Source organism: Rathayibacter sp. AY1H3 (assembly GCF_002932015.1).
In genome coordinates this window covers 1-19,527 of sequence record NZ_PSUU01000037.1, presented here as the reverse complement: position 1 = coordinate 19,527, position 19,527 = coordinate 1, and the positions used below count along the sequence as shown (strand labels likewise).

The window sequence follows — 19,527 nt, the reverse complement described above, 5'->3', positions numbered from 1 at the left end:
AAACGGCTCGGGGTCGGCAAGCGAGGGGCCGCCCGACGGGGTCCGACTGCTCCTCCTCCGCCGCAAGCCCCTTCCGCCGGGGCCGCCCGCTTGGTCGCATGAGGCATGCGTGAGATCAGACTCGTCAGACTCGTCACCCGCCTCGAGAACGCCGCCGCCCTCGATCCGCTCGTCGGCCGGGTGAAGCGGGCCGTGAACGCGGTGGTCCGGCCGCAGCCGGTGCGGGACGTGCTGCACGGCGTCCCGGTCGGCCACCCCGTCCATCCGCTGCTCGTCCTCGTGCCCACCGGCGCCTGGGTGTCGGCGGCGGTGCTCGACCTGCTGCCGGGGAACCAGCGCGCGGCGAGGACCCTCGTCGGCGTCGGCGTGATCAGCGTCCTGCCGACCGCCGCCTCCGGCTTCACCGACTGGTCGGAGCTGCACGAGCAGCAGACCCGCGTCGGGCTGGTGCACTCGGCGGCCAACGTGGTCGCGACGGGCCTCTACGCCGCGTCGTGGGTGCAGCGCCGCCGCGGGCGCACCACGAGCGGGAAGGTGCTCGGGATGCTCGGGCTCGCCGTCGTCTCGGGAGGCGGCTACCTGGGCGGCCACCTCAGCTACCGGCAGGCGGCGGGGGCGAACCACGCGGAGGACGTGCCGCACCGTTTCCCCTCGGGCTGGCAGGAGCTCGGCGCCCTGGCGGACCTGCCGGAGCGCACGCCGGTGAGGAGGGAGATCGCGGGCCTCCCCCTGCTCGCCTTCCGGCGGGGCGAGCGGATCGACGTGCTCTCGAACGTCTGCAGTCACCTCTCCGGCCCGCTCGACGAGGGCGAGGTCTCGGCGGACGGCTCGGGGGAGGCGTGCGTCGCCTGCCCGTGGCACGGCAGCGCCTTCTCGCTCGAGACCGGCGAGGTGCTGCGGGGGCCGGCCACCTCGCCGCAGCCGCGGTTCCAGACGCGGGTGCGCGAGGGGCGCGTGGAGGTGCTGCTGCCGCACGCGGGGTGAGGCGGGGGCCGGTGCTGCTCAGGCCTGAGCCGTCGACGCCCGCTCGACCAGCACCGGCGGCACCGGGCGGTCGACGGCGGGCTCCTCGCCGCGCAGCTCCGCGAGCACGACGCCGATCGTGCGGCGGCCGACCTCCGCGAAGTCCTGGCGGATGGTGGTCAGCGGCGGCTGGTAGTGCGCCGCCTCGGGGACGTCGTCGAAGCCGACGACGCTGAGGTCCTCGGGCACGCGCAGTCCCCGCTCGGTGCAGGCGTGCAGGAGTCCGAGGGCCATCTGGTCGTTGCCGGCGAACACCGCGGTCGGCCGGGGCGAGGAGTCGAGGAGGCGGAGGCCGGCGCGGTAGCCGGACTCGGCGCTCCAGTCGCCCTCCACGACGGCGACGGGGTCGAGGCCGGCCGCGCTCATCCCGGCGCCGAAGCCCTCGAGCCGCGCCTGCGCCTCCACCCAGTGCTGCGGACCGGCGAGGTGCGCGATGCGGGTGTGGCCGAGGCCGACGAGGTGCTCGGTCGCCAGTCGCGCTCCGGCCGCCTGGTCGACGAGGAGCAGGGAGTCGGCGCCGCGGTCCGTCGCGCCGAGCGTCACCGACGGGACGCCGATCGCGAGGCTCTCGATCGCCTCCAGCGCGCGCTCCTGCGGGGCGAGGACCACGATCGCCTCCACCGACTCCCGCTGCAGGTGGGCGAGACCGTCGGCCAGCGACTCCGCGTCCGGCGCCGCGTTCACGACCGGGACCCGGTAGCCCGCGTCGCGCGCCGCCTGCTCGATCGCGGCCATCGCGGTGGCGGTGCCGTAGAAGCTGTGGCTCTCGGCGGCGAGGATCCCGATCAGGCCGGAGCGGCTCGTCGCCAGGGCGCGGGCGGCGGCGCTGGGGCGGAAGCCGAGGTCCTCGATCGCGGCGAGCACGCGCTCCCGGGTGCGCGGCCGCAGCTGAGGGCTGTCGTTGAGCACCCGCGAGACCGTCTGGTACGACACTCCGGCCCGCACCGCGACGTCGCGGATGGTCGGCGCGCGGTCGAGGGGCATGGCCACACCGTAGCGGTGCGTGCGCCCCCGTCCCCTCCCGCGAGATGCCTCCCGGGTGCGCGTTCGTCGGCGGGTCGCGTACCGGAGCGGCGTCCCGCGGAGGGTGTCCGGGCGCGGGTCAGGGGCCGCCGAGCCAGTGGTCGATGCGGTGGTGGTCGGGGGTGAAGCCGTGGTCGACGCCCCAGAGGACGGCCTGCGTGCGGCTGGTCGCGCCGATCTTGCCGTAGACGCTGCGGATGTAGGACTTCACCGTGTTGGGGCTGAGGTAGGTGAGCGCGGCGACGTCGGCGTTGCTCTTGCCCTGCGTGATGAGCGCGAGGATCTCCGACTCCCGGTCGGTGATGCCCTCGTGGCGGCCCGGCCAGTCGAGGCCCGGTGCGCTGCCCGCCCGCCGCGGAGGATCGCTGACGACGACCTCGCCCGCCGCCACCCGCTCGAGCGCGGCCACCAGCTCCCGCGCCGGCAGGGTCTTGGAGAGGTAGCCGTGGACGCCCTGCTCGAGGGCGTCCGCGATGAGCGTCGGCGCGAAGTTCCAGGTGTAGACGACCACGTGCTCGGCCCGCTCGTTGCGCACCAGCTCCGCGATCTCGTGGTGGTCCGACTCCGGCTGGGCGAACGAGTCGTAGAGGACGACGTCGATCCGGTCGGAGAGGGAGGCGTTCGCGTCGATCTCGGCGACGACCACCCGATCGCGGTAGTGGTCGAACATGTGCGCGAGGCCCGTGAGGACGACGTCGTAGTCGTCGACGAGCGCGACGGTGAGGGGCGCACGGCGGGTCATGGTCGGACGCTACCGCACGGCTCGTCGGGGCGAGCACACCCCCAGGGGTGTACCGCCGCCTCCTCCGGGGTGGTTGCGTAGCCACCGGTCCCGCAACCGCGGAACCGATCAGCGGGCCCCCGCCCGCACAACGGAAGGACGACCGCCATGCTCGGTCTCATCATCAGCCTCATCGTCGTCGGACTCATCGCAGGAGCGCTGGCCCGGCTCATCGTCCCCGGGAAGCAGAGCATCAGCATCGGCATGACCATCGTGCTCGGCATCGTCGGCTCGTTCGTCGGCGGCTTCCTCGGCTTCCTGATCTTCCAGCACGACCCGATGGACGGCTTCTTCCAGCCCGCCGGCATCATCGGCTCGATCATCGGAGCGATCATCGTCCTGCTCGTCTACACCCGCTTCGCCGGCCGCTCCGCCGCGCGACGCTGACCCGCAGCGCACGGCGACAGCGAGGTCGCTGCCGACCCGCCCTCCGCGGGCGTGCAGGCACCACGCTGACCGGCGGCCCCGGCCCGGCTCCCTCCACGGGCCGGGCCGTCGTGCTGTCCGCGGGGTGCCCGGGCGTCGACCGCGGTCTCCGACGCTGCGTCCGCGGGTTCCGACGCTCCGTCCGCGGAGCCCGCGCCGCGTCCTCCGACCTCCGTGGATGGGCGGCCGAGTCCGTCGACGCCGCGTCGGTGGCGGCCGAGTCCGTCGCCGCCGAGTCCGTCGCCGCAGAGTCCGCAGCCGCGCAGTCCGTCACCGCCCAGCCGCTGCGCACCGGGGTGCGCGATGCTCGGGCGATGCCGCTCGTCGTCCCCGATGCCCTCGTCCCGCTCGCGCTCCGGCTCGCCCGCGCGAACCGCACCTTCGTCAGCGCGGAGGGAGCCCGTCGCCGCATCCGGGAGCGCGCGCTCCGTCCCGCCTCCTACGGACCGCCGCCCCGCCTCCGGCCCGGCGTGCGCGTCGACGTGGAGCAGGTCGGCTCCTGGCCGGTCTACACGATCCGCCCGCGGGTGATCCGCGGCGGCGTCGTCTACGTCCACGGCGGCGGCTGGGTGAACGAGATCGCGCCCCAGCACTGGTGGCTCGCCGCCCGCATCGCCGACGAGGCCTCCGTCGCGGTGACCCTCCCGATCTACCCGCTCGTGCCCTTCGGCATGGCGCTCGAGGCGCGCGACGGTGTCCGCGCCCTGGTGCTGCGGAGTCTTGAGCGGCACGGGGCGACCTGCCTCGCCGGCGACTCTGCGGGCGGCCAGATCGCCCTCTCGACGGCCCTCGCCCTGCGCGATGAGGGGGTGGTCCTGCCGCGCACGACCCTCGTCTCGCCCGCGCTCGACCTCTCCTGGAGCAACCCGCGGATCCCCGAGGTGCAGCCGACCGATCCCTGGCTCGGCACCCCGGGCGGTCGCGTCCTCGCCGAGAGCTGGCGCGGCGCCCTCGACCTGCTCGATCCCGTGGTCAGCCCGCTGTTCGGCGACCTGGCGGGCCTCGGCCCCCTCACCGTCTTCACGGGCACACGTGACGTCCTCAATCCGGACGCCCACGTGCTGGCCGAGCGGGCGGCGGCCGCCGGGGTCCCGTTCGAGCTCCACGAGGCCGTCGGGCAGGTCCACGTGTACCCGCTCGTGCCCACGCGGGCCGGCCGCGAGGCGCAGCACGACCTGGTCGAGGGGCTCCGCGCGGCGGTCTGATCGGAGGCTCGCCCGGGCGTCCGGCAGGCTCCTCTCAGTCCGTCTTCCGGACGGCGGACGGCGCCGCCGCCCGCTCGTCCACGACGTCGAGGCGAGCCAGCGCGTTCGCCGTCCCTCGGCGGCCCCGTGTCGCGACCAGGCCGATCATCGCGGCCGCCGCGAGGACGAAGGCGAGCAGCGACCAGAACCCGCCCTCGACGGCGAGCAGGGTCGACCAGCCGCCCGATCCCGCCGCCCAGCGCACGAGCCGCTGCCAGAGGAGCGGTCGCGGCTCGGGACGCAGGCGCACCACCGTCTCGCCGAGGGTCCGCCCGGACCGCAGCACGATCACCAGCTGGAGCAGCGGAGCGACGAACGGCAGGGCTCCGAGAACCACGTCCCCGGGGCTCGAGCGCGTGTCCACCCCCGCGAGCACGAGGCCGACCCCGGTGATCGAGACGAGCGCGCCCGTGATGAGGCTCAGCGCGAGCACGTCGCAGAACATGCCGAAGGCGCGGCGGCGGATCGTGACCGGGCGGGCCAGCTCCGGCACCGCGCCCTCGGTCCGGCGGGTGAAGACGACGAGCACAGGGGAGAGGAGGGTGCCGAGCAGGGCGCCGGCCGTGTTGGCCAGCAGGTCGTCGACGTCGAAGAGCCGGTAGGCGCACGGGTAGAGGAACCAGTCGCCCGTGAGCTGCGTGACCTCGATGAGGAGCGAGACGGCGAAGCCGGCGACGGTGCCGCCGATCAGCCCGGCGACGAGGCGCCCGCGCAGAGCGAGGTGTCGGACGAGCATCCCGAGGGGGACGAAGAAGACCACGTTGAGGAGCACCTGCGCGGACGCGGGGTTCGTCAGCAGCGCGCGGGGCCCGTCGATCCCGCCCTCCTTCGCGATGTCCCCGACGAAGGCGAACAGGCGCAGCTGCGGACCCGATCCGGTGCGGCAGGCGGCGGCGACCGTCGCCTCGTCGGGCAGGGGGAGGAGCGTGTAGGTGACGAGGGCGAGCGCGTAGACCACGGCGGCGAAGGCCAGCACCGCGTTGCCGATCCCGAGGACGCCGCGGCGCCGGTACTGCAGGGCGGCCCAGGGCACGAGGCCCACGAGGGCGACGGCGGAGCCGAACAGGAGGGCGAGCACGGCGGAGGTCATGCGTCGACAGTAGGAGAGCGGAGGCCGATCCCCACCGACAGGCGCTCCGGGGATCTCCGCCAGCGCGATTCATCCCTCCCCAGCGCGGGATCCGGGCGCTCCTCCAGGGATCCGAGCGATCCCCGCCCGCCGCCTCCACGCCCTGCTAGCGTTTCCTGGGTCGCGTCCAAGAAACGCCTGCACCCCCGACCCCTCCACGAAAGACGTCATGCCGCTGCGCTCCCGCCTCCTCGCCCTCCCCGCCGCCGTCGCGGCCGCCGCGCTCCTGCTCAGCGGCTGCACCGCCGAGACGCCCGACGCATCCAGCACCCCCGTCGACGGCGGGACGCTGACCTACGCGTCCGGCGACGCCGAGCCCACCTGCCTCGACCCGCACGTCGGCGGCAACTACCCGCAGGCGCTCCTCGCGACACAGGTGCTCGAGTCGCTCGTCTCGCGCGACGCCGACGGCACCATCACGCCGTGGCTGGCCGAGTCGTGGACCGTCTCGGACGACGCGCTCAGCTACGACTTCACCCTGCGCGAGGGTGTGACCTTCACCGACGGCACCGCCCTCGACGCGGAGGCGGTCGCCGCGAACATCGCGCACCTGCAGGACCCGGCGACCAAGTCCTCCACCGGCTACCTCGCCGTGGCGAAGGTCGCCTCCGTCACCGCGGTCTCGCCGACCGTCGCCCGCTTCACCCTGACCGCGCCGGACAGTGCGCTGCTCGAGTCGCTCGCGCAGCCGTGGACCGCGATCGAGTCGCCCGCCGGCATCGCCCGCGGCGAGGAGGCGAACTGCGAGGCGCCCGTCGGCACCGGCCCCTTCACCGTCTCGGAGTGGGTCAAGCAGGACCACGTGACCCTCACCCGCAACGAGGCCTACGACGCGTCGACCGGCCCGACCGGGGACGGCCACGAGGGCCCCGCGCACCTGGCGAGCATCACCTGGCGCTTCATCCCCGACTCCGCCACCCGCTACGCGGCGCTGCAGTCGGGCGAGGTCGACGTGCTCGACAACGCCCAGCCCGACACCCTGATGGCCGCGACCGGAGCCACCGACCTCGTCGAGCTCGACGCGCCCCGGCCCGGCTCGGTCAACCGCCTCGAGCTCAACTCCGGGCAGGCGCCGTTCGACGACGAGTCCGTTCGCGAGGCCTTCGTCCGCGGCGTCGGCGTGAACGACGCGATCGACTCCCTCTTCTTCGGCACCGCCGAGCGCTCCTACTCCCCGCTGTCCAGCCGCGAGGCGACCGCGTACTCCGACCCGTCGCTCTTCGAGGACGCCGGGTCCGACTCCGAGACGGCCGCCGCCGAGGACCTGCTCGAGAAGGCCGGCTGGGTGGACTCGGACGGCGACGGCATCCGCGAGAAGGACGGCACGCCGATGACGCTTCGCTTCCCCGTCAGCACCAACCAGTCGATCCCGGCCGAGCAGTCGCTGTTCGAGCAGATCCAGGCCTCGGCGAAGACCCTCGGCTTCGACGTGCGGATCAGCCTGCTCGACCTGTCGAGCTGGTACACCGCGCTCGCGTCGAACGAGTACGAGCTGGTGAGCGCCCCGTACACGAAGGTCGGACCCGACGTTCTGCGGATCCTCTACTCCTCCTCGGGCATCACCCCCGCGCCGAGCGGCTACTTCGCCAACCACGCGCAGATCGCCGACCCCGCGCTCGACTCGCTGCTCGAGCAGGCGAGCGCCACGACCGACGAGGACGCCCGCGCCGACCTGTACGAGCAGGCGCAGCGGATCGTCCTCGAGGGCTACTGGATCCTGCCGCTCTACGACCAGCAGAACCACTACCTGCACCGGTCGGCCGTCCAGGGCCTCGTCGCCCTCGACACCGTGTCGACCCCCTGGTTCGCCGACGCCTGGGTCTGACCCGGCCCCGGAGAGCCGCCTGCACCGATCGAAGAGCGGACGCACGCCGGTCGAGTAGTCGCCGCGGCGGCGCATCGAGACCCCGGGATCGGGATGGGCGGAGCTCGAGACGCCCGCTCCGCGGGCTGCTCGATCAGCAGGGGTCGGTCCTCCATGCTGGTCGAGTAGCCGCCGTCTGTCGCGCGTCGAGTCCCCGTGCTCCGGAGGGAGCGGGCCTCGACGACGCCCCGCCCCCTGCATCGCCCCGACCAGAGAGGACGCCCGCCCGCATGATCCGCTGCGTGCTCCTCCGCCTCGGCGGCGCCCTCGTGGTGCTGTGGGCCGTCGCGACCGCCGTCTTCGTCCTCATCCGCCTCGTCCCCGGCGATCCGGCGCAGGCGATCCTCGGCGGTCCGGGCTCGCAGGCGTCGCCCGAGGCGCTCGCCGCGGTGCGGGAGCAGTACGGCCTCGACCAGCCGCTCCTCGTGCAGTACCTGGTGCAGCTCGGCAGGCTCGCGCGCGGCGACCTCGGCACCTCCTACTCCCTGCGCACTCCCGTCGCGCAGATCCTCGGCGAGCAGCTGCCCGGCACCCTCCTGCTCGCCGTGCTCGCGCTCACCGCCGCATGGATCCTGGCGCTCGCGACCGCCCTCTGGTCGACCCGGGGCGGCCGCCTCGCCGCCGCGGTCGGGTCCGGCCTCGAGCTCACGGCGGCCGCGCTCCCGCACTTCTGGCTGGCGACCGTGCTGATCGCCGTCTTCGCGACCGCGCTGCGCTGGCTGCCCCCGGTCAGCACAGGGTCGCCCGCCGGGCTGGTGCTGCCCACGCTCACCCTCGCGATCCCGCTGGCGGGCTTCCTCGGCCAGGTGATGCGCCGCTCCCTCCTCGACGCGCTGGAGTCGCCGTTCGTGCTCGCCGCTCGGGCGCGCGGCGAGGGCGAGCTCGGCGTCCGCGCCCGCCACGCGCTGCGCCACGCGGTGCTGCCAGGGGTCTCGCTCTCGGGCTGGGCGTTCGGCTACCTGATCGGCGGGGCCGTGGTGGTCGAGACGATCTTCGCGAGGCCGGGGCTCGGCCGGACTCTGCTCGCGGCGGTGACCGTCCGTGACGTGCCGGTGGTGACGGGTGTCGTGCTGGTCACGGCGCTGGCGTACATCGTCGTGACGCTCGCCACCGATCTGCTGACCCGCGTGATCGACCCGCGGCTGGCGCGGCGGGAGGCGGTCGCGTGAGCGAGCTCGAGCTGCGCGCCGCCCGCCCGCTCCGCCGGGGTCCCTCCCGCTTCCGCGCCGGCGAGGTGCTGGCCGCGGTCTTCGTGGTGCTGCTCCTGCTCGCCGCCGTCGCGCCCGGGCTGCTCGCCCCCTCCGATCCGCTCGCCGTCGCCCCGCGCGACGCCTTCACCCCACCGGGTGCCGCGCACCTGCTCGGCACCGACGAGTCCGGTCGCGACGTCCTCAGCCGCCTCATCGCGGGGGCCGGCGCATCCCTCCTGATCGGCGCCAGCGCCACCGCGATCGGCCTCGTCCTCGGCGCGGTGCTCGGGGTGGTCGCGGCTTTCGGCGGCCGCGTCGTCGACGGCGTGATCGGCCGCGTGCTCGAGGTGCTCTTCGCCTTCCCCGCACTCCTGCTCGCGCTGCTCGTGATCGTGGTCACGGGTCCCGGAGTCGTCCCCGCCACCATCGCGGTCGGCCTCTCGACCGCGCCGGGGTACGCCCGCATCCTGCGCACGCAGCTGCTCGGCATCCGCGACTCCGGCTACGTCGAGGCGGCGCGCGTGCTGGGGCACGGACCCGTCCGCATCCTCGTCCGGCACGTCCTCCCCAACACCTTCGGGCCGCTCGCCGTGCTGGCGACCCTCGGCGTCGGCCAGGCGATCGTCTGGGCCTCGGCCCTCAGCTACCTGGGCCTGGGCGCCGAGCCGCCCGCGCCGGAGTGGGGCGCGATGCTCTCGGCGGGCCGCACCTACCTCGCGAGCGCGTGGTGGCTGACCGTGTTCCCGGGACTGGCGATCGTGCTGACCACGATCGCGACGACGGTCCTCGGCGGGCGTCTGCGGTGAGCGCGGTCGTCGTCGAGGGGCTCCGGGTCGCCTTCGACGGAGTCGAGGTGGTGCACGGGGTCTCGTTCCGCGTGGAGCCGGGGGAGTGCGTCGCGATCGTCGGCGAGTCCGGGTCGGGCAAGAGCGTCACCGCGCGAGCGCTGCTGGGGCTGAGCGGAGGCGCCGTGACCGGGAGCGTCCGCGTCGGCGGGACCGAGGTGGTCGGAGCGGGCGAGCGGGAGCTGCGGCGGCTGCGCGGCGGATCCGTCGGCTTCGTCCCGCAGGACGCGCTGCTCTCGCTCGACCCGCTGCGCCCGATCGGCCGCGAGATCGGCGACGTGCTCCGCCTCCACGGCCGCCTCCCCGCGGCCGAGCGCGCGCAGCGGACGGTCGAGGCCCTGGCGAGCGTCGGCATGCCGGAGCCGGCCGAGCGGATGCGGGAGCGCTCCGGCGACCTCTCCGGCGGGCTCCGCCAGCGCGCCCTCCTCGCGGCGGCCGTGGCGCTCGATCCGCCGCTGCTCGTCGGCGACGAGCCGACCACCGCGCTCGACGTCACCGTCCAGGCCCGCGTGCTCGAGCTCTTCGCCGAGCAGAAGGCGCGCGGCCGGGCGCTCGTCCTGGTCTCGCACGACCTCGCGGTGGTGGCGGGCCTCGCCGACCGCATCCTCGTGCTGGCCGACGGCCGCGTGGTGGAGGAGGGGACCGCGGCCGAGGTGCTGCGCGCGCCCCGCAGCCCCGAGGCCCGCGCGCTCGTGGCCGCTGTCCCCGCCGGGCGCCCGCGCGGCTCCCGGCTCACCGACCCGACCGCACCGGCGACCCCGCCCGAGACTCCCGGCGAGGTCGTGGTCGCGGCCCGCGGACTCGCCGCCCGCTTCCCGCTGCCCGGCGGAGGAGTGCGGGTCGCGGTCGACGACGTCGACCTCCGGCTGCGGCGCGGCGAGACCGTGGGGCTCGTCGGCGAGTCCGGGTCGGGCAAGAGCACGGTGGCCCGGCTCGTGCTGGCGCTGCGGCGTCCGGACGCGGGCGCCGTCGAGCTGTTCGGCGAGCCGTGGTCGGCAGCGACCGAGCGCTCCCGCCGTCCCCGCCGTCCGCGGATCGGCGCCGTCTACCAGGACAGCCTCTCCTCGTTCGACCCGCGCTGGAGCGTCGGCCGCCTCCTCCGCGACGCCGGCGCAGCCTCCGTGCCCGCGCTGCTCGAGAGCGTGGGGCTCGACCCCGCCCTGGAGCGGCGCTCGCCGCGGACCCTCTCCGGCGGTCAGCGCCAGCGCGTCTCGATCGCCCGGGCGCTGGCGACGCGCCCCGACGTGCTGATCTGCGACGAGCCCGTCTCGGCCCTCGACGTGTCGGTGCAGGCGCAGATCCTCGACCTGCTCGACGACCTGCAGCGACGTCACGGCCTCGCCCTCCTCCTCATCTCGCACGACCTCGGCGTGATCGCGCACATGAGCGATCGCATCGCGGTGATGCGCGAGGGCCGGATCGTCGAGGCGGGGCCGGCCGCGTCGCTCCTCGCCGCACCGCAGGAGGAGTACACGCGCCGCCTGCTCGCCGCCGCCCCTCGCCTCGAGCGCTGAGCCGTCCGTGGCGCGGCGCCCGCGCAAGCCCGCGCCGCGAATCCGCCGCACCTCCACCACGTGTCGGACCTGCGGCGTAGCGTTGCCGAGGTGATGCGCCCGACGACCCAGACCCTCGGCCAGCTCCGTGCCTCCGGGCACGTGCAGAAGACCCTCCGCACCGAGATCCGCGACAACCTGCTCGACGCCCTGCGCGAGGGCCGCGATCCCTGGCCGGGCCTGCACGGCTTCGCCGAGACGGTCATCCCGCAGGTCGAGCGCGCCGTCATCGCCGGTCACGACATCGTCCTGCTGGGCGAGCGCGGCCAGGGCAAGACCCGCCTCCTGCGCACCCTCGTCGGCCTGCTCGACGAGTGGACGCCCGTCATCGAGGGGTCCGAGCTCGGCGAGCACCCCTACGAGCCGATCACCACGGAGAGCCGTCGCCGCGCGGAGGAGCTGGGCGAGGACCTGCCCGTCGCGTGGAAGCCCCGCGAGGAGCGCTACGTCGAGAAGCTGGCCACGCCCGACACCAGCGTCGCCGACCTCATCGGCGACGTCGACCCGATGAAGGTGGCCGAGGGCCGCAGCCTGGGCGACCCGGAGACCATCCACTTCGGCCTCATCCCCCGCAGCCACCGCGGCATCGTCGCGATCAACGAGCTGCCGGACCTGGCCGAGCGGATCCAGGTCGCCATGCTCAACGTGATGGAGGAGCGCGACATCCAGATCCGCGGCTACGTCCTCCGCCTCCCCCTCGACGTCCTCGTCGTCGCGAGCGCGAACCCGGAGGACTACACGAACCGCGGCCGGATCATCACGCCGCTGAAGGACCGCTTCGGCGCCGAGATCCGCACCCACTACCCGACCGCCCTCGTCGACGAGGTCGCCGTCATCCGGCAGGAGGCGGACCTCGTCGCGACCGTGCCCGATGCGCTCATCGAGATCCTCGCCCGCTTCACGCGGGCCCTGCGCGAGTCGAGCTCCGTCGACCAGCGCAGCGGTGTCAGCGCCCGCTTCGCCATCGCCGGCGCCGAGACGATCGCCGCCGCCGCCCTGCACCGCGCCACCCGCCGCGGCGAGGAGGAGGCGGTCGCCCGCCCCATCGACCTCGAGACCGCCGTCGACGTGCTCGGCGGCAAGATCGAGTTCGAGTCGGGGGAGGAGGGCCGCGAGGACGAGATCCTCGACCACCTGCTCCGTCAGGCCACCGCCGAGACCGTCCGCGCCCACCTGCGCGGCGTCGACCTCGGGCCGCTCGTCGAGGCGGTCGAGAACGGCGCGATGATCACGACCGGCGAGCAGGTGACCGCCCGCGAGTTCCTGGCCGGCCTGCCGCTGCTGGGCGAGGCCCGCGTGTACGACGAGGTCGCCGAGCGCCTCGACGCCGTGGGGGAGGGGCGCCGCGCCGGAGCGGTCGAGCTCGCCCTCGAGGGCCTCTACCTCTCGCGCAAGCTGAGCAAGGAGACGGGCGGGGGCGAGGCCGTCTATGGCTGATGCTCCGCGCGGCAACCGGCGGCTGAAGCGCGACGCGCGCTACGCGAAGTACGACGGGGGACCCGATCCGCTCGCTCCTCCGGTCGACCTGAAGGAGGCCCTCGACGCGATCGGCGAGAACGTGATGGGCGGCACCTCGCCCGAGCGCGCCCTGCGCGAGTTCCTCCGCCGGGGCACCCGCGACCGCGAGGGCCTGGACGACCTGGCCGCCCGCGTCGCCGAGCGGCGTCGCGAACTCACACAGAGGAACAACCTCGACGGCACGCTCCGCGAGATCCGCGAGCTCCTCGACAGGGCCGTCCTCGCCGAGCGCAAGCAGCTCGCCCGCGACACGCAGATGGACGACGGCGACCGCGCGCTCGCCGAGATCCAGCTCGACAGCCTCCCGCCCTCGCCGGCCGCGGCCGTCTCGGAGCTCCGCGACTACCGCTGGCAGAGCCCCGAGGCGCGCGCCGACTTCGAGCGGATCCGCGAGCTCCTGGGCCGCGAGATGCTCGATCAGCGCTTCGAGGGGATGAAGCAGGCCCTCGAGAACGCGAGCGACGAGGACCGCGCCGCGATCGACGCGATGCTCCGCGACCTGAACGAGCTGCTCGAGGCGCACGCGCGCGGGGAGGACACCCCCGAGCAGTTCGACGCCTTCATGGAGCAGCACGGCGAGTACTTCCCCGAGGGCCCGGAGTCGGTGGACGAGCTGATCGACGCGCTCGCCGCCCGCGCGGCCGCGGCTCAGCGGATGCGCAACTCGATGACCGCCGAGCAGCGCGCCGAGCTCGACGCCCTCGCCCAGGAGGCCTTCGGCACGCCGGAGCTCATGCAGTCCCTCGGCCGCCTCGACGAGACCCTGCGGGGGCTCCGTCCCGGCGAGGACTGGGGCGGCTCCGAGCGGGTGGACGGCGAGCAGGGGCTCGGCCTCGGCGACGGGACGGGCGTGTTCCAGCAGCTGGCCGACCTCGACGCCCTCGCCGACCAGCTCGCGCAGACGGACCGCTCCTCCCTCGACGACCTCGACCTCGACCTGCTGGCGAAGCGCCTCGGCGAGGACGCCTCCGTCGACGCGCAGACGCTGAAGCGCCTGGAGCGGGCCCTGCGCGACTCCGGGACTTTGCGCCGCGGCTCCGACGGCCGCCTCGCCCTCAGCCCGAAGGCCATGCGCCAGCTCGGCAAAGCGCTCCTGCGCGACATCGCCGAGACCGTCTCCGGCCGTCAGGGCGCCCGCGACGTCCGGCGCGCGGGCGCGGCGGGCGAGCGCTCCGGAGCGACGCGCTCGTGGGAGTTCGGCGACACCGAGGCCTGGGACATCCCCCGCACGGTGACCAACGCCCTCACCCGCAGCGCCGGCGAGGGCCGACCGGTCGGCTCGGGGGTGCGCATCCTGATCGACGACGTCGAGGTGCAGGAGACGGAGGCGCGCACGCAGGCCTGTGTCGCGCTCCTCGTCGACACCTCGTTCTCGATGGCGATGGACGGCCGCTGGGTGCCGATGAAGCGCACCGCGCTCGCCCTGCACACCCTGATCAGCAGCCGGTTCCGCGGAGACGCGCTGCAGCTCGTCGCCTTCGGCCGACGCGCCGAGGTGATGGACGTCGAGCAGCTGGTGGGCCTGGACGCGGAGTGGGACAAGGGCACGAACCTGCACCACGCGCTGCTGCTGGCCAACCGGCACTTCCGCAAGCACCCGAACGCGCAGCCGGTGCTGCTCATCGTCACCGACGGCGAGCCGACCGCGCACCTCGAGCCCGACGGCGGCGTCTTCTTCGACTACCCGCCGGACCCGCTGACGGTCGCCGTCTCGGTCCGTGAGCTCGACGCGTCGCTCCGCCTCGGCGCGCACACCACGTTCTTCCGCCTGGGCGACGACCCGGGCCTCGCGCGCTTCATCGACTCGCTCGCCCGCCGGGTCGGCGGCTCGGTGGTGAACCCGGAGGCGGAGGACCTGGGAGCGGCCGTCGTCTCCTCCTACCTCGGCGCTCGCGGCGCGGGTCCGGGAGGCGGCGGGACGCCGGGCGAGGAGCTGTTCGGCCGCGGCTGGAGCTTCTGAGCCGCTCAGGATGCAGGAGGGATCCGCTCCCGCGCCTGAGGATCAGCGCGTCTCCGCCGCGCCGGAGGCGTTCGTCCTGAGTTCCGACCGCGCCCGGCTCAGAACAGCGGCCAGGGCACCGCGGGCATCCCGCCCCGCGGGCCCGGGAAGCGGCCGAAGGAGCCGAGCCGCTCGCAGCGCTTCGCGAACGCGGCGACCTCGTCCTCGGTGAGCAGCTCCGAGAGCGCCTCGCCGAGCGGTCCGTCGATCTGCGCGCGCAGGAGCGCCAGCGCCGTCAGCTCCTCCTCGAGCAGCGGTTCGCCGATCCAGCCCCAGAGGACCGTGCGCAGCTTGTGCTCGGAGTGGAAGGTGAGGCCGTGGTCGACCCCGTAGCGGTGGCCGTCGGGCAGCGCGAGCACGTGCCCGCCCTTCCGGTCCGCGTTGTTGGCGACCACGTCGAACACCGCCATCCGGCGCAGCGCCGTCGAGTCCTCGTGCACGAGGGAGATGTCGCGGTCCTCCTCGTCGCTGCCGTCGAGGACGTGCCGCCATCCGTCGGGCACGGCGTCGGCGGGCACCAGGTCGACCGCGTCCTGGTCCGGATCGATGTCCTGCCAGAGCTGGACCATGCCCGGCCCGAGCGGACCGTCGCGGAGCCACGTGCGCGGCACCACGTTCCAGCCGAGCGCCTCCGAGACGAGGTACGCGGCGACCTCGCGGCCCGCGAGCACGCCGTCCGGGAAGTCCCACAGCGGCTTCTCGCCCGAGATCGGCTTGTAGACGACGGACGTCTCGCCGAGCTGCGCGAGGAACGTCGCGTTCGAGGCGATCGTGATCCGGCCGGCCAGCTCCAGCTCGCCGTCGAGCCCGCCCGGGTCGCTCATGCGAGCGGGCAGTCGTGCCCGTCGGGATCCATCGGCTCGCCGCAGCGGGGGCAGAGCGGACGTCCGGCGCCGACGACCTCGAGGGTGCGCTTCGCGAAGGCGCGCGCCGTTCCGACCGGGATCTTCACCTGCAGCATCTCGGTGGGCTCGGGCTCCTCCTCGGAGTCGTCCTCCGCCTCGGTCAGCGGGTAGGCCTCGATCACGATCTGCGCGGTGGACGGGTCCCAGCCGAGGCTGAGACCGCCGACGCGGAACTCGGGCTCCACGGGCTGGTCGAGCGGGTCGTTGTCGACGAGCTCCGGGGGAGTGCCGGCGGGGACGCTGACCGGGTTGCCCTGGGCGGTCATCAGCTGGTCGAGGATCTCGTCGATCTTCTCGGCGAGGAGGGCCGACTGCTGCTTCTCGAGGCCGACGCTGACCACGCGGGGCCCGGTCTTGGCCTGGAGGTAGAAGGAGCGCGAGCCGGGTGAGCCGACGGTCCCCACGACGACGCGATCGGGCCAGTCGAATCCGTGCACGATCGGAGGCATGCCCCCAGTCTACGAGCGCCCGCCTCCGCGGTGGCTGCGCGCGTCGGGCTCGGGCGGCCTGCTGATCGAGCAGCCGTCTCTTCTGCTGACCGAGCCCCCCGCGGAGCGGGCGCATCGAGATCCACCGCCGCCGAGCACCCGCGTCCCTGCCGCTCGGTCGAGCCCTGAAGCGGCCCTCCCGAACCGCGCCTACTCGTGCCCCGCCCCGCCCCCCACAGCGGCGTCCGCCACGGGGGCCGCCTTCCGCAGCCAGCCCAGGTCCCCGGCGTCCGTGTTCATCGCGACGACCTCGGGCCGCCCCGCGCCGTAGCGGATGATCGACACCGACGCCGGTCCGACGCTGAGCCTCTGGAAGAGGTCGAGGTGCATGCCGAGCGCGTCCGCGAGGATCGCCTTGATCGTGTCTCCGTGGCTGACCGCCGCCCACACCGCGCCGGCCCCGTGCTCCTCCGCCACCGCCGCGTCGTGGCGGCGGATCGCCGACACGGCCCGGGCCTGCATCGCGAGCATCCCCTCGCCGCCGGGGAACACCACCGCGGAAGGCTGGTTCTGCACCGTCGCCCAGAGCGGCTCCGTCGCGAGATCCCGCAGCGAGCGCCCCGACCAGTCGCCGTAGTCGCACTCGGTGATGCCCTTGTCGATCACCGTCGCCGGCGATCCCGTCTGCCGCTCGAGGACGAAGCGCGTGGTCTGCCGGCACCGCTCGAGCGGGCTCGACACCACGGTCGCGAGCTCGACCGCCGCCAGCCGCTCCCCGGTGCGCGCCGCCTGCGTGCGTCCGACGTCGTCGAGCCGCACTCCGGCGGTGCGTCCGGCGAGGATCCCCGCGGTGTTCGCGGTGGTGCGTCCGTGCCGGACGAGGAGGAGCGTGGGCATGGGGCCAGCGTAGGCGGCCGTGCTCCCGCCCCGCCCCGTCGGACCACCGGGGCCGCGCCGGCGCGTTCAGCGCGACTCCATCGCGGGACGGATGCCCCGACCGCAGCGCCTGCCTAGGGTGGAGGAGCGGCCGCCCACCGCGGCCCGGAAGGGACACACATGGACGGGACGACGCCCCCCGGCATTCCCCAGGACGGCACGGACACCGAGAGCCCCGCCGCGCGCACCGCCGCCGACGGCACCGCTGCCGAGCACACCGACTCCGCGCTCACCGACCCCGCGACCCCCGCGTGGGCCGCCCCCGAGGCCTCCGGCCGCCACGGCGAGGTCGCCCTGCGGATCCGCGGCCTCCGCAAGCGCTTCGGCGACAAGGAGGCCGTGAAGGACATCGACCTCGACGTCCCCGCCGGGTCCTTCTTCGGGCTCGTCGGCCCCAACGGCGCGGGCAAGACGACGACCCTCTCGATGGCCACGGCCCTGCTCCGCCCCGACAGCGGCGTCGTCACGATCCACGAGGTCGACGTCTGGAAGGACACCCTCGAGGCGAAGCGGCTGATCGGCGTCCTCGCCGACGGCGTCAAGCTGTTCGACCGCCTCACCGGTCTCCAGCTCGTCACCTACTACGGCCTGCTCTGCGGGCTCGAGCGCTCCGTCGTCGTCGAGCGGACCGACGACCTCCTCGCCCTGCTCGGCCTCGATTCGGCCGACCGCACGCTCGTTGTGGACTACTCCGCGGGCATGACCAAGAAGATCGCGCTCGCCTGCGCGCTCGTGCGCGCCCCGCGCCTCCTGGTGCTCGACGAGCCGTTCGAGTCGGTCGACCCGGTCTCGGCGGCGAACATCCGCGACATCCTGACCGGCTTCGTCGCGTCGGGCGGCACGGTCATCGTCTCGTCCCACTCCATGGACCTCGTCGAGCGGATGTGCGACCGCGTCGCCGTCATCGCCGACGGCCGCGTGCTCGCCTCCGGCACCCTCGAGGAGGTCCGCGCCGGGTCCAGCCTCGAGGAGCGCTTCGTCGAGCTGGTCGGCGGCCGCACCCACCAGGAGGGACCGGCATGGTTGCGCATCTCCTGAGGCTGCGGCTGCTCCTGCTCCGCAACTCGCTGACGCGGAACGTGTGGCAGCTGATCGGCGTGATCCTCGGCGGTCTCTACGCGATCGCGGTGCTCGGCCTGGTCGCGGCCGGCCTGGTCGCGCTCGGAGACACGGACCCGGCGTTCGCGAACGTCGCGATCGTCCTCGGCGGCTCCGCTCTGATCCTCGGCTGGGTGCTCGGGCCGATCTTCCTGTCCGGCTCCGACCAGAGCCTCGACCTGCCCACCCTCGCGACGTTCCCGATCCCGCTGCGGACCCTCCTCCTCGGGCTCGCCGCCGCGGGCCTCGCGGGCATCCCCGGCGTGGTGACCACGCTCGGGGCGCTCGCCTCCGCGGCTGCCTGGTGGAGCCGTCCGATCGGCATCCTGCCCGGCCTCGTCGCCGCGGTGATCGGCGTCGCGACCTGCGTGGTCGCGTCCCGCCTGATCGGCGCGCTCACCACGGGCCTGGGCTCGAGCCGCCGCTACCGCGAGGTGATCGGCGGCGTCGTGCTCGTCGTCGTCATCCTGCTCGGACCGCTCTTCTTCGGCCTGACCAACGTGATCCGCGACGGCCTGGACGTCCTGCCCGTGATCGCGGGCGCCCTCGGCTGGTCGCCGCTCGGCGCGATCTGGGCCGTCCCCGGATCCGTCGTCGCGGGCGACTGGGTCGCGGCGATCGCGCGCCTGCTGATCGGGCTCGCGACGCTGGCCGTCCTCGTCTGGGCGTGGGCCCGGGCGCTGCGGCACGCGCTCGCGGAGCCCGCCGCGTCCGGCGCGCACTCCGCCTCCGGATCCGCGGGCCTCGGCCTGTTCGGGCGCTTCCCCGGCACCCCGACCGGCGCCGTCGCCGCGCGTGCCCTCGGCTACTGGTGGCGCGACCCGCGCTACAGCCGTGGGCTCCTCGTCATCCCCGCCGTCGTCGTCCTCGCGGTGTTCTACTCCGCGATCGGCAGCGGCGGCGACACCTTCGTGCTGCTCTCGGCCGTGCTCGTCGGCCTGATCTTCGGCGTGACCCTCTGCGCCGACGTGTCGTACGACGGCACCGCCTGGGCGGCGCACGTCAGCTCCGGAGTGACGGGGTCGGCCGACCGCGCCGGTCGCGTCATCGCCGCCGCGATCATCGGCATCCCTGCGGTCGTCGTCGTGGCGGTGGGCACCGCGCTGTACGCGGGACGCGCCGACGCGATCCCGGCCGTGCTGGGCATGGCGCTGGCCCTCGTGCTCAGCGGGTTCGGAGTGTCGAGCGTCGCCTCGTCGCTCGTCGTCTACCCCGTGCCCGGGCCGGGGGACAGCCCGCTGAAGACGCCGCCGGGCTCCGGGATGATCTCGAGCGTCGTGATGCTGGGGAGCATGGCCGCGACCGGTCTGCTGGCGCTCCCGTCGATCGTCCTCGGCGCGATCTCGCTCATCGGCGGCGACCCGGCCTTCGGCCTGATCGGACTGGCGGCCGCCCTCGTGCTGGGCACCGTCTTCGCGCTGGTCGGCATCCGCGTCGGCGGTCGGATCGTCGACCGCCGGGCACCGGAGCTGTTCGCCGCCCTCGTGACGATCGGCTGACGCGGGTGGCGGGGCGCGGGTGGGCGGTTCCCGCCCGCCGCCCGCGTCAGCCGATCGTCACGAGGG

At 74.5% G+C, this 19,527-nt stretch carries 17 protein-coding genes; 11 read left to right on the top strand and 6 right to left on the bottom strand.

Features of this window, described 5'->3' with window-relative positions; translation table 11 throughout:
• Window positions 1-105: 105 nt before the first annotated feature.
• Window positions 106-984, top strand: a complete 879-nt coding sequence (locus C5C33_RS13890) for a Rieske 2Fe-2S domain-containing protein (protein ID WP_104261403.1) — start codon at window positions 106-108, stop codon at window positions 982-984.
• An 18-nt stretch (window positions 985-1,002) separates the two neighbouring features.
• Here C5C33_RS13890 and C5C33_RS13885 read toward each other — a convergent pair whose 3' ends face one another.
• Window positions 1,003-2,007, bottom strand: coding sequence for a LacI family DNA-binding transcriptional regulator (locus C5C33_RS13885; RefSeq protein ID WP_104225040.1), 1,005 nt, complete (start codon window positions 2,005-2,007; stop codon window positions 1,003-1,005).
• Window positions 2,008-2,125: 118 nt separating this feature from the next.
• Window positions 2,126-2,788: a response regulator transcription factor gene (locus tag C5C33_RS13880; protein WP_104225041.1), complete on the bottom strand. Its 663-nt coding sequence runs from the start codon at window positions 2,786-2,788 to the stop codon at window positions 2,126-2,128.
• A 147-nt stretch (window positions 2,789-2,935) separates the two neighbouring features.
• On the opposite strand from C5C33_RS13880, the gene C5C33_RS13875 reads away from it, so the two are divergent.
• A complete protein-coding gene (locus C5C33_RS13875; protein WP_104225042.1) occupies window positions 2,936-3,214 on the top strand; it encodes a GlsB/YeaQ/YmgE family stress response membrane protein in 279 nt (92 codons plus the stop codon).
• A 248-nt stretch (window positions 3,215-3,462) separates the two neighbouring features.
• Entirely contained in the window at window positions 3,463-4,458 is a 996-nt protein-coding gene (locus C5C33_RS13865) for an alpha/beta hydrolase (RefSeq protein ID WP_258069249.1), read from the top strand.
• 34 nt (window positions 4,459-4,492) lie between these two features.
• On the opposite strand, the gene C5C33_RS13860 is transcribed toward C5C33_RS13865, so the two are convergent.
• Window positions 4,493-5,587 (bottom strand): VanZ family protein, encoded by a 1,095-nt coding sequence (locus tag C5C33_RS13860; RefSeq protein ID WP_104261400.1) that lies wholly within the window; start codon window positions 5,585-5,587, stop codon window positions 4,493-4,495.
• A 208-nt stretch (window positions 5,588-5,795) separates the two neighbouring features.
• Here C5C33_RS13860 and C5C33_RS13855 point away from each other — a divergent pair, with 208 nt between their 5' ends.
• From C5C33_RS13855 to C5C33_RS13830, 6 genes are all read left to right on the top strand, one after another.
• Complete coding sequence (locus C5C33_RS13855) at window positions 5,796-7,451, top strand: ABC transporter substrate-binding protein (protein WP_104261399.1); 1,656 nt, start codon at window positions 5,796-5,798, stop codon at window positions 7,449-7,451.
• Between the two features lie 269 nt (window positions 7,452-7,720).
• Entirely contained in the window at window positions 7,721-8,659 is a 939-nt protein-coding gene (locus tag C5C33_RS13850; protein WP_104261398.1) for an ABC transporter permease, read from the top strand.
• Complete coding sequence (locus tag C5C33_RS13845; RefSeq protein WP_104261397.1) at window positions 8,656-9,486, top strand: ABC transporter permease; 831 nt, start codon at window positions 8,656-8,658, stop codon at window positions 9,484-9,486. Before C5C33_RS13850 ends, C5C33_RS13845 begins: the two co-directional genes overlap by 4 nt.
• Window positions 9,483-11,039 carry an ABC transporter ATP-binding protein gene (locus C5C33_RS13840; RefSeq protein ID WP_104261396.1) on the top strand — a complete coding sequence of 519 codons (1,557 nt, stop codon included), beginning with the start codon at window positions 9,483-9,485 and terminating at the stop codon, window positions 11,037-11,039. The genes C5C33_RS13845 and C5C33_RS13840 overlap by 4 nt, the downstream gene beginning before the upstream one ends.
• 93 nt (window positions 11,040-11,132) lie before the next feature.
• On the top strand, window positions 11,133-12,515 hold the full coding sequence (locus C5C33_RS13835) for a magnesium chelatase (RefSeq protein WP_104261395.1): 1,383 nt from the start codon (window positions 11,133-11,135) through the stop codon (window positions 12,513-12,515).
• Window positions 12,508-14,556, top strand: a complete 2,049-nt coding sequence (locus tag C5C33_RS13830; RefSeq protein WP_104261394.1) for a VWA domain-containing protein — start codon at window positions 12,508-12,510, stop codon at window positions 14,554-14,556. Before C5C33_RS13835 ends, C5C33_RS13830 begins: the two co-directional genes overlap by 8 nt.
• A 98-nt stretch (window positions 14,557-14,654) precedes the next feature.
• Here the strand turns inward: C5C33_RS13830 and C5C33_RS13825 are convergent, their stop codons facing one another.
• The 3 genes from C5C33_RS13825 to C5C33_RS13815 all read right to left on the bottom strand — a co-directional run bounded on the left by C5C33_RS13825 (window position 14,655) and on the right by C5C33_RS13815 (window position 16,825).
• Window positions 14,655-15,419: an SCO1664 family protein gene (locus C5C33_RS13825; protein ID WP_104226043.1), complete on the bottom strand. Its 765-nt coding sequence runs from the start codon at window positions 15,417-15,419 to the stop codon at window positions 14,655-14,657.
• A complete protein-coding gene (locus tag C5C33_RS13820; protein WP_104225051.1) occupies window positions 15,416-15,949 on the bottom strand; it encodes a DUF3090 domain-containing protein in 534 nt (177 codons plus the stop codon). The genes C5C33_RS13825 and C5C33_RS13820 overlap by 4 nt, the downstream gene beginning before the upstream one ends.
• Before the next feature lie 189 nt (window positions 15,950-16,138).
• Window positions 16,139-16,825, bottom strand: coding sequence for a histidine phosphatase family protein (locus C5C33_RS13815; RefSeq protein ID WP_104226042.1), 687 nt, complete (start codon window positions 16,823-16,825; stop codon window positions 16,139-16,141).
• Window positions 16,826-16,984: 159 nt separating this feature from the next.
• On the opposite strand from C5C33_RS13815, the gene C5C33_RS13810 reads away from it, so the two are divergent.
• Complete coding sequence (locus C5C33_RS13810) at window positions 16,985-17,902, top strand: ABC transporter ATP-binding protein (RefSeq protein ID WP_104261393.1); 918 nt, start codon at window positions 16,985-16,987, stop codon at window positions 17,900-17,902.
• Window positions 17,884-19,461, top strand: a complete 1,578-nt coding sequence (locus C5C33_RS13805) for a transporter (protein WP_104261392.1) — start codon at window positions 17,884-17,886, stop codon at window positions 19,459-19,461. Before C5C33_RS13810 ends, C5C33_RS13805 begins: the two co-directional genes overlap by 19 nt.
• Window positions 19,462-19,527: the final 66 nt, after the last annotated feature.